Source organism: Kitasatospora sp. MBT63 (genome assembly GCF_000710465.2).
Lineage (GTDB): Bacteria > Actinomycetota > Actinomycetes > Streptomycetales > Streptomycetaceae > Kitasatospora.
This window is the reverse complement of the sequence record NZ_JAIZ01000375.1, coordinates 16,818-26,231: the sequence shown is the minus strand read 5'-3', so window position 1 is coordinate 26,231 and position 9,414 is coordinate 16,818. Positions and strand designations below refer to the sequence as shown.

Below are 9,414 nucleotides of genomic sequence, written 5' to 3'. Positions count from 1 at the left end.
CGCCCTCACCCCGCCGATGGGCTGGAACTCCTGGAACGCCCTCGGCACCCAGGTCGACCAGCAGCAGGTCGAGCAGACCATCGACTTCATGGCCGCCAACGGCCTGGCCGCGGCCGGCTACGACACCGTCACCATCGACGACGGCTGGTCACTGATGCACCGCACCGGCCAGAGCACCGACCTGGTCCGCCACCCCGACGGCTCGATGCAGCTCTACGACGCCGCCGGCAACCCGGTCAGCGGCACCGACGGCGGCGGCCTCGACCCGACCACCGGCCACCTGATCCCCGACCCGCGCAACTTCCCGTCCCGCACCGTCGACGGACGGACCGTCAACGGCATCGAGTACCTGGCCCGGTACGCCCACGCCAAGGGCATGAAGTTCGGGCTCTACAGCACCGACACCTACACCACCTGCCAGGGCCACCCCGGCAGCCTCGGCCACGAGAGCACCGACGCCGCCGACTTCGTCGCCTGGGGCGTCGACTACGTCAAGTACGACGACTGCCCCTACGGCCCGCAGATCATCGGCCCGGACGGCCACAACTACTGGACCCAGGGCGAGGGCAAGGAGCTCACCCGCTCGATGTACGCCCGGGTGCAGACCTTCCAGCGCGAGCTCGACGCCGCCTCCGCCGCCCAGGGGCGCCCGCGGGTGACGCTGAGCGTCTCCGCCCAGCCCGTGCACTCCGGGGTGCCGTACCTGCTGGCCGCCGACGACCCGGCCCGCACCGACCCGGTCATCCGGGCCGCCGGCACCCCCGCCTTCCAGGCCCCGGGCTACGCCCCCACCGGGGTGTGGTGCGGGCAGGTCGCCAACCTCTGCCGGATCGGCGGCGACCGCGACAGCGAGATCGACGGCGTGCTGTACAACGGCCAGCTGCGCACCGCGCTGGAGTACCCGGCCAATGTGCGCCCGGGCAGCTGGAACGACATGGACATGATGTTCACCGGCTGGAAGTACGCCTACGCGCTGTGGGGCACGCCCGCCGACACCTGCGTCTGCCACAAGCCCTTCACCGACGACGAGTCCCGCACCGAGATGTCGGTGCTGTCGATGATGGCGTCACCGCTGATCTCCGGCGCGGACCTGCGCACCGCCGCCCAGACGGTCCAGAACCGGGACGGCTACACCTGGTCCACCGGCATCTCGGACTCCGCCCTCACGGTGTACAAGAACCGCGACGTCATCGCGGTCGACCAGGACCCGCTCGGCAAGCCCGCCACCCTGGTCGGCGGCCCGCCGAACCGCGCCACCGACCCGGTGGTGCTCAGGCGCCAGCTGGCCGGCGGCGACCTCGCCGTCCTGCTGCTCAACCAGGACGGCGGCGCCGCCCGGACGGTCTCCACCAGCCTGTCGGCGATCGGCGCGGGCGGCCCCGGCTACTCGGCGAAGGAGCTGTGGACCGGCGCCGGCGCCGACGTCACCACCGCGGGCGGCGGCACTCTGAGCGCGTACCTGCCGCCGCACGGCGCCGCCCTGTACCGGCTGTCCCCGCTGCCCGCCACCGTCCCGGCCGCACTGGTCGGCGACGGCCGCTACCACGCGCTGTCCGCCGGCGGCACCGGCGGCCAGGTCCTGGAGGTCGAGGGCACCTGCAGCTCGCCGGTGGGCTCGGCCGCGGACGTCAACACCTGGTGGCCGACCCACACCTCCGAGATGTGGACCTTCACCGCCAACCCGGACGGCACCGTGCGGATCAGTGACAACTGCTTCACCGGCACCCATGTGCACACGGTGCTCGCCGCGGGCAGCGCGCCGGGCAACAGCGCCTACCTGCTGGACTACTCGCCGGGCAACCCCTGGCAGGAGTGGCGGGTCGTCCAGTCCACCACGACCGGCGCACTGACCATCACCAACGTCGCGACCGGCCTGGTGCTCGACACCGCCGGCCCCGGCGCCGGCTCACGGGCGGTGACCAACACCGCCAACACGGCCGCCCCGGGCCAGTCCTGGACCGCGGTGTCCTGACCGCCGCCGCCGGTCGCGGCGGCCCGTTCCCCGGTGGCCCCGGGGACGGGCCGCCGGGACGTGCCTCAGGCCCGGGCCTGCTCGCACCCGGGCCTGCTCACACCCGGGCCTCCTCGATGACCTGTGGCAGCCAGTCGGCGACCGACGAGAACGGGAAGCCCAGGCGGGTCGCGCGGCCGGTGTCCATCGGGTAGCAGGTGTCGAAGGAGAACGGCGAGACCTCCTCGCCGGCCCCGACCGCGAGCACCGGCTCCGCACCGACCACCCGCCCCACCGCGGCGGCCAACTCGCGGGCGTCCAAGGTCCCGTGGGAGGCCGCGTTGACCGGGCCGGTGAAGTCCGCGGCGGCCGCCCAGGCCAGGAAGCGGGCGATCTCCGGCTCGTGGACGAAGGACGCGGGCCGCGGCTCCGCGTGCACCACCACCGGCAGACCGCGCCCGATCCGCTCCACGTAGTGGGCCAGACGCCCGGTGAAGTCGGCGCCGCCGAGGACGTGCGCGGTGCGGACGGCGGCGACCTCGAACGGCGCCTGCCGGGCGAGCAGCGCCTCCGCCTGACGCTTTCCCTCGGCGTAGTGCTCCGCCCGGAACCGCTCGTCCGCCCACGGCAGCTGCAGATCCACCGGCCGGGCGGCCGGATCGACGGCCGACTCCGGGAGCGGCGCCGCGCCCGGCCGGCCGAGCCCTGCGTAGACCTCGACCGTGGAGGTCAGGACGTAGCGCCGGGTGCGCCCGGCGAAGACCCGGGCGGCGACGGCGGCTTGGAGCGGCGAGTAGCAGACCTGGTCCACGACCACGTCGAAGGACCGGCCGGCGAGCGCCGAGCGCAGCGCGCCCTCGTCGTCGCGGTCGGCGATCAGCCGGGTCACGCCGTGCGGCGCGGGCGTCGAGCCCCGGTTGACGACGGTCACGGCCGCCCCCGCGTCCCGCAGGTCCCCGATCAGCCTCCGCCCGAAGTGGCGGCTCCCGCCGATCACGCACACATCCATCGCACAGCCTCGTTCCCGTCTCGGCGCCATCGGTGATCAGTCTGCGCCCGGCCGTTCCACAGCGGTAGTGTCGATCGGCACACCCCATCGCAAGGAGAACTGTTGATCGACGTCCAGCGGCTGGCCGTGCTGCGCGAGGTCGCCCGGCACGGCAGCTTCAACCGGGCGGCGCAGGAGCTGCACTGCACACCGTCGGCCGTATCGCAGCAGATCGCCGCGTTGGAGCGGAGCCTCGGCGTGCCCGCGGTCGAACGGTCCACCCGTGGCGTGACGCTGACGGACGCGGGCCGGCTGCTGGTCGAGGCCGCGGACGCGATCGCCGCCGAACTCGCCGACACCCAGCAGCGCCTGGACCGCCTGACCGCCGAACGGACGACGCTCACCGTCGCCACGTTCGCGAGCGCCGGCCGCCGGCTGCTGCCCGCCGCACTGGCCGGGTTCCTCGCCGACCACCCCGAAGTGGCGCTGACGGTCCTGGAGGCGGAGCCCGAGGAGAGCCTGCCGGCCGTCCGCGAGGGTCGGGCCGACCTCGCCCTCGCGTACCACTTCGACGGCCCGCCGCCCGCCCGGCCGGGCGACCGGTCCGGCCTGGACTGGACGCCGCTCGGCGCGGACCCGCTCCACGTCGTCCTGCCCCGCCGCCACCCGGCCGCGCTCCGCGCCGGGTCGCGACCGCCGCGCCTGGCCGAACTCGCCGACCAGCGCTGGATCCTCGGCTGCCGGGCGTCGGCCGCCCAGGTCACCCGGTACGCCGAGCTGGCCGGCATCGAGCTGCAGATCTGCTGCACCGCGACGGACTACGACTTCGCCCAGTCGCTGGTCCACGCCGGCGTCGGTATCGCCCTGATCCCCGAACTGGGCCTGACCCGCCACCCGGGGCTGGTCGCCCTCCCGCTGGCCGGGCCGGGCCCGTGCCGCCATCTGGGGCTGGCCCTCTCCCGCCGCCGCCGCGGCCCGGCGGCCGGGCCCGCCGAGGACCTGGCCGCCCGCCTCCTCGACCAGGCCCGCCTCCTCGACCGAGCCCGGACCTGACCGCCGGCCCCGACCGGGAGCCCCACCGCGCCCCGGCCCGGCGAGCCTGTGTCGCACGTCACACCGGCCGGATGTCACGAACGGCCCGGCATCTTCCATCCCGTGGTCATCAGCAGCAGGCGGAGGAAGGCGGAACGATGAACGAGCGACGCACCGCAGGGGCCAGGACCGCGCACCGGGTGGTGGTCCTCGGCGCGGGCTACGCAGGGATGTCCGCGGCGGTCCAGCTCGCGGCCCGGACCCGGGGCCGGGCGGACGTGCAGGTGACCGTGGTGAACGCCCGGGAACGGTTCACCGAGCGGATGCGGCTGCACCTGACCGGCACCGGGCAGCAGGTCGCCCACCTGAGCATCCCGGAGATGCTGGCCGGCACCGGCGCACGGTTCGAACGCGGCTGGGTGACGGCCGTCGACGCGGACGCCAGGACGGTCCGGATCGACGACGACCGCGTGCTGCCCTACGACACCCTGGTGTACGGGCTGGGCGGTGTCGCCGACACCGCCTCGGTACCGGGCGTCGAGGAGCACGCCCACACGCTGAACGGCGCGCAGGACGCCGAGGTACTCGCCGGGCGGCTGGCACACCTCGGCAACAGCAACGGCAGCGGCAGCGGCCGCGGCACGGTGGTGGTGGTCGGCACCGGCCTCACCGGCATCGAGTCGGCCGCGGAGATCGCCGAACAGTACCCGGGCCTGCGGGTCGTACTGCTGGGCCGGACCGAGCCGGGCGCAGCCATGAACCCGAAGGCCGGGGCGTACCTGCGGGCCGCGCTGGTCCGCCTGGGCGTGCGGGCGCGCAGCGGCGTCGAGGTGGTGAAGGTCCTGCCGGGGGCGGTCGAGCTGGCCGGCGGGGAGAGCGTTCCCGCCGACGTGGTCCTGTGGACCAGCGGTACCCGGGTGTCGCCGCTGGCGGCCGCCGCCGGGCTGGGCGTCGACGAACGCGGCCGGGTGGTCACCGACGAGGCGCTGCGGTCGGTGTCCCACCCGGCGGTGTACGCCGTGGGCGACGCGGCGGCCGTCCGCCAGCACTACGGCGTCATGCACGGCACCTGCCAGGGCGGCATGCCGACCGGTGTGCACGCGGCGGTGTCGATCCTGCGCGAGCTGGCCGGCCGGCGGCCCCGGCCGTTCCGTTTCGGGTACTACCACACGCCGGTGAGCCTCGGACGGCACGACGCCGTCGTCCAGTTCACCCGGCCCGACGACAGCCCGCGCCGGGTCCACCTGACCGGCCGTCGGGCGGCTTGGTACAAAGAGGTGGTGACCGCCGCACCTTGGCCGACGTACGGCCGGATGAGGAAGATGCCCGCCTCGGGCGCGCTCTGGCCGCGCGGCGGCCGCTTCACCCGGGTCGGGCGGCAGCGGTGACCCGGCCGTCCGCCGACCCCGGCCAGCAGGTGTTCCTCCAGCACCGTGCGCTGCTGTTCTCGGTGGCCTACCGCATCCTCGGCACCGCGGCCGATGCCGAGGACGCGGTCCAGGACGCCTGGATCAAGTGGTCGGCCGCCGACCGGTCGCAGGTGGCCGACCCCAAGGCGTACCTGGCACGGATCGTGTCGAACCTGGCTCTGGAGCGGCTGCGCTCCACCCGGCACCAGCGGGAGACCTATGTGGGGCCGTGGCTGCCGGAGCCGGTGCTGACCGGCGGGGACGCGGCCGACGCGGCCGTGGACGCCGAGTCGGTGTCGATGGCGATGCTGGTGGTGCTGGAGACGCTGAGCCCGCTGGAGCGCGCGGTGTTCGTGCTCAACGAGGTCTTCGGCTTCCGGCACGCGGAGATCGCCGAGGCGGTGGAGCGGTCCGAGGCCGCGGTGCGGCAGGCGGCGCACCGCGCGCGGGCGCACGTCCGGGCCCGCCGTCCGCGCTTCACCGCCGACCGGGCGCGCCGACGCGCCGTCACCGAGCGGTTCTTCGCCGCCTCGACCGGGGGTGACGTCAACGCCCTGCTGGAGGTACTGTCCCCGGACGTCACGCTGTGGACCGACGGCGGCGGGAAGGTCCGCCAGGCGATGCGCCCGGTCGTGGGCGCGGCCACGGTGGCGGGCTGGTTCGCCGCCATCGGCACCGTCACCTACCAGGGCATCGAGCCGGCCGACATGGACGCCGCCCTGGTCGAGCTCAACGGCGGCCCCGGGATCCTGTTCAGCGGCGGCGGCCGGGTGATCGCCACCGTGACCTTCGACTTCGACGCCGAGGGCCGCATCACCACCATCCACAACGTCGCCAACCCGGACAAGCTCCGGGCCGTCGCCGAGGGCACCGCCCACCGGCTCGGCACCCGCTAGGCCGGCGGGGGCCGGCTCCGTACCTCAGCTGCAGGCGAGGAGCCAGAGGAAGACGGAGGCCGCCTGGACCAGGTCCTCCGTCTCCTCGGTCTGGGTGAGCAGCGGGCCCGGTACGTGGAGCAGTTCCCAGCCGGCCGGGTCGGCCGGTTCCTGCGGCTCGGCCGCCCACAGGTGGTCGATCTCCTCGACGGCGGTGGACAGCAGGGCGCACGCACCGGCCACGGCTCCGAGCACCTGGGCCGCCGGGCCCGGCTCGCCCCGGTCGTCGCCCGGCAGGCTGTCGGCGGCGGCGGACAGCCGGGTGGCGAGGTCCACCAGGTAGGAGGCCCGTGCCCGCCAGGTCGCGGGTCCGCGGGCCGGTGCCCGGTCCAGCCGGAGCCGTCCGCAGCAGGCCCGTTCCGCGGCGGTGGGGTGCCGGATGCCCTGCTCCCGGAGGTCGTCCGCCCGCTGCATGGCCCGGCGGGCCCGGGCGAGGGCGGCCGGCCAGTCGCCGCCGTCCCAGTCGGGTGTCGCCCGCAGTTCGCGGACCCGGTGACCGAGTGTCAGCCGTGTCCCGGCGGGGCGCGGGCGTGGGAGATCGGCCGTGGCGTGGGCCCGCAGGATCGGCCCGACGCCCGCGACCGACTCCGGGCTGCCGAACCCGACACCGCCGCCGAGACCGGCCTCGGGCAGCGGACCGGCCGCCGGCGGGCCGGATCCGGTGCCGCAGCGGCGGACGGCGTCGGCCAGGGGGACCTGGTCGACCAGGATCCCGGCCTCGTACGCGGCCTGCCAGAACACCAGGGCCACGGTGTGCGGGCCGCTCCCCCACGGCCACTTCGGCCACTTCGGCCGGCTCGGCGGGGAACCGGGTGCGCCGGACGGCCCCCGTCGGGTGGCGGCGCCGGCCAGCGGGTCCTGCTCCTGGTGCCAGGCGGTCAGTACCGCGCCCTGAGCGCAGGCCCGTTCCCACGAGCCGCACCCGTACGCGGCCCGGTGCCGCGACTCCCACCCGTCCGCATCCGTACCCGCACCCGTCTCCGCCGTCACGGGATGCACCGTACCGGGAGCGGTCCGCCCGAACCGCCGTACGGGCGCCCGGGACCGCTCAGGCGGTCACGCGGTGGCCGGGACGGGCGCCAGCTCGCGGCTGAGCCTCAGCACGTCGTCGACCGTCCGGCGGTCGGTACTGCCGCGGAAAGCGGGGACGGGCCGGACGTCGGGGCCGATGAGCAGACCGGTCCGGCCGTCGAGGGACGGGTCGGTGGCGGCGAAGACGGACGGCCGGGCCGCGGTGGACGCGGGGCCGGCGGTGGAGAGTTCGAAGGTCCGCCGGACCAGGGGCCACAGCAGGCGCAGCCCCGGGGAGACGATCCTGGGTGAGGTCATGGTGCCGTTGGTCATGTCGGTCGCGGCGCCGCCGGGGTCGGCCGCGAAGACGGTGACGCCGGTGCCGCGCAGGCGCTCGGCCAGGTCGAGGGTGTAGGCCAGGTTGGCGAGCTTGGCGCGGCCGTACCAGTGGAAGCCGTAGTAGCCGCCGGGCGGTTCGACGGCGTCGAAGGTGCGCTTGGCGACCCGGATCGCGCCGGAGCTGACGTTGACGATCCGGCTGGGTCCGCCGGCCCGGAGCCGGTCCAGCAGCAGTTCGGTCAGCAGGTACGGCGAGAGGTGGTTGACGGCGAAGGTCGCCTCGATGCCGTCGACGGTCCGCTGCCGGTCGGCGAACATCGCACCGACGTTGTTGACCAGGATCTTCAGCGGCCCTTCGGCGGCCAGCCGGGCGCCGAGGGCCCGGACCTCGGCGAGCGAGGCGAGGTCGGCGGCCAGGAAGCGGGGTTCGGCGCCGGTGGCGGTGGCCGCGATCCGTTCGAGCGCGCGGGCGCCGCGCCCGGCGTCCCGGCCGACCACGGTGACGGCGAGCCCGCGTTCGGCAAGGGCGATGGCGGTCTCCAGGCCGATGCCGCCGGTTCCCGCCGTGATGACCGCTCGTTGTTCCATGGCTCTGCCCTTCGTCGCCGCATCCACAGAAAGCGGATACGAATCCGTTTCGATGGGGGCACGCTAGCACAATCGGATACCTATCCGTTTAGCTGACCGCGGCCTGCTCCGGCGCCGCACGCAGGGGACTTCATCGGGGAGCGGCGCTCAGCGAGGGGGGTTCAGCGAGGGGGGTCAGCGAGGGGGGCGCAGGCCTTCGAGCAGGATGTCGAGGTAGACCCCGGCGCGGGCGGAGTCGTCGTCGCCGGAGCGGACCGCGTGCTCGATGCCGCACAGCAGCCGGCGGACGTCGCCGGCTCGCAGGCCGGGCCGGATCACGCCGGTCAGGCGGGCCCGGTCGAGCAGTCGGGCCACCGCGTCGTCGAGTTCGGCCTTCATCGCCGAGGTGTGCGCCTCGGCGTCGTTGGCGGACTCGAGCACGGCGGCGAAGCCGGTGTCCTCCAGGGCGCGGGCCAGGGTGAACCGCAGGAGGCGGCGCAGACCCGCGAAGGCGTCCTCGTCGGCCGCGGCCGCCCTGGCCTCCAGGACCAGTTCCTGGAACCGCTCCGCGGACAGGGCCTCCAGCAGCGCGTGACGGTTGGGGAAGTGCCGGTACACGGTTCCCACGCCGACACCGGCAAGCCTGGCGATGGCGTTCAGCTGGAGCGAGTCGTCACCGGCGGCCAGCTGCTCGCGGGCGATGCGCAACACCAGCGCCCGGTTGCGCGCCGCGTCCGCGCGCAGCACTGGCCCCTGCTCGGATCTCGGTGTCACCCGCCCAGCATACGGGCCCCTCGGTCGGCCCCCGAGCCGGGCACCGGCCGCCGCTCGGCGGTGCACCGCAGCGGAACCGTTAATGAGTTGACCGCGTGGCCCCGTCTGGGCAGGCTCCAGCGAGCACCTGCCAGCACCTGCCCAACGGCCCCTGTGATCGGAGATGTCCGGGGATGACGTCGCACCTCCACGCACTCTGCTTCGACGCGAACGACCCGCGCCGTCTCGCCCGCTTCTGGTCGGACCTGCTGGGCCGCGAGCTGACCGACGACTCCCCGGGCGCCCCCGCCGACGGCCTCACGGTCCTGCCGGACGACGACACCGGGTTCCGGCTCCGCTTCCTCCCGTCCGAGGAGCGCAAGACCGTCCAGAACCACATGCACTTCGACCTGACCAGCACCTCCGCGG

The 9,414-nt window shown here is 74.9% G+C and carries 9 protein-coding genes; 5 read left to right on the top strand and 4 right to left on the bottom strand.

Annotated features, from left to right (window positions below; all coding sequences use genetic code 11):
• Positions 1-1,972 (top strand): alpha-galactosidase (locus AA75_RS22070; RefSeq protein ID WP_149038297.1); only part of this gene is annotated, 1,972 nt, incomplete at its 5' end.
• A gap of 97 nt (positions 1,973-2,069) precedes the next feature.
• On the opposite strand, the gene AA75_RS22065 is transcribed toward AA75_RS22070, so the two are convergent.
• On the bottom strand, positions 2,070-2,960 hold the full coding sequence (locus AA75_RS22065) for a reductase (RefSeq protein ID WP_033821896.1): 891 nt from the start codon (positions 2,958-2,960) through the stop codon (positions 2,070-2,072).
• Positions 2,961-3,062: 102 nt separating this feature from the next.
• Here AA75_RS22065 and AA75_RS22060 point away from each other — a divergent pair, with 102 nt between their 5' ends.
• The 3 genes from AA75_RS22060 (at position 3,063) to AA75_RS22050 (ending at position 6,276) form a co-directional block, all read left to right on the top strand.
• On the top strand, positions 3,063-3,992 hold the full coding sequence (locus AA75_RS22060) for a LysR family transcriptional regulator (protein ID WP_033821905.1): 930 nt from the start codon (positions 3,063-3,065) through the stop codon (positions 3,990-3,992).
• 137 nt (positions 3,993-4,129) lie between these two features.
• Complete coding sequence (locus AA75_RS22055; protein WP_051813022.1) at positions 4,130-5,359, top strand: NAD(P)/FAD-dependent oxidoreductase; 1,230 nt, start codon at positions 4,130-4,132, stop codon at positions 5,357-5,359.
• A complete protein-coding gene (locus tag AA75_RS22050; RefSeq protein ID WP_033821895.1) occupies positions 5,356-6,276 on the top strand; it encodes an RNA polymerase sigma-70 factor in 921 nt (306 codons plus the stop codon). Before AA75_RS22055 ends, AA75_RS22050 begins: the two co-directional genes overlap by 4 nt.
• 24 nt (positions 6,277-6,300) lie before the next feature.
• On the opposite strand, the gene AA75_RS22045 is transcribed toward AA75_RS22050, so the two are convergent.
• The 3 genes from AA75_RS22045 to AA75_RS22035 all read right to left on the bottom strand — a co-directional run bounded on the left by AA75_RS22045 (position 6,301) and on the right by AA75_RS22035 (position 9,006).
• Positions 6,301-7,305 (bottom strand): hypothetical protein, encoded by a 1,005-nt coding sequence (locus AA75_RS22045; protein ID WP_033821894.1) that lies wholly within the window; start codon positions 7,303-7,305, stop codon positions 6,301-6,303.
• A gap of 66 nt (positions 7,306-7,371) precedes the next feature.
• Complete coding sequence (locus tag AA75_RS22040; protein WP_033821893.1) at positions 7,372-8,253, bottom strand: SDR family NAD(P)-dependent oxidoreductase; 882 nt, start codon at positions 8,251-8,253, stop codon at positions 7,372-7,374.
• A 174-nt stretch (positions 8,254-8,427) separates the two neighbouring features.
• Entirely contained in the window at positions 8,428-9,006 is a 579-nt protein-coding gene (locus tag AA75_RS22035) for a TetR/AcrR family transcriptional regulator (protein WP_051813020.1), read from the bottom strand.
• Positions 9,007-9,179: 173 nt separating this feature from the next.
• On the opposite strand from AA75_RS22035, the gene AA75_RS44830 reads away from it, so the two are divergent.
• On the top strand, positions 9,180-9,414 hold a 235-nt coding region (locus tag AA75_RS44830; RefSeq protein WP_033821892.1), incomplete at its 3' end, for a VOC family protein.

Bases quoted from the DNA above. Each gene is read 5' to 3' on its own strand.
- AA75_RS22065 (WP_033821896.1), bottom strand. From the start codon at position 2,960: ATGGATGTGTGCGTGATCGGCGGGAGCCGCCACTTCGGGCGGAGGCTG.
- AA75_RS22055 (WP_051813022.1), top strand. From the start codon at position 4,130: ATGAACGAGCGACGCACCGCAGGGGCCAGGACCGCGCACCGGGTGGTG.
- AA75_RS22040 (WP_033821893.1), bottom strand. From the start codon at position 8,253: ATGGAACAACGAGCGGTCATCACGGCGGGAACCGGCGGCATCGGCCTG.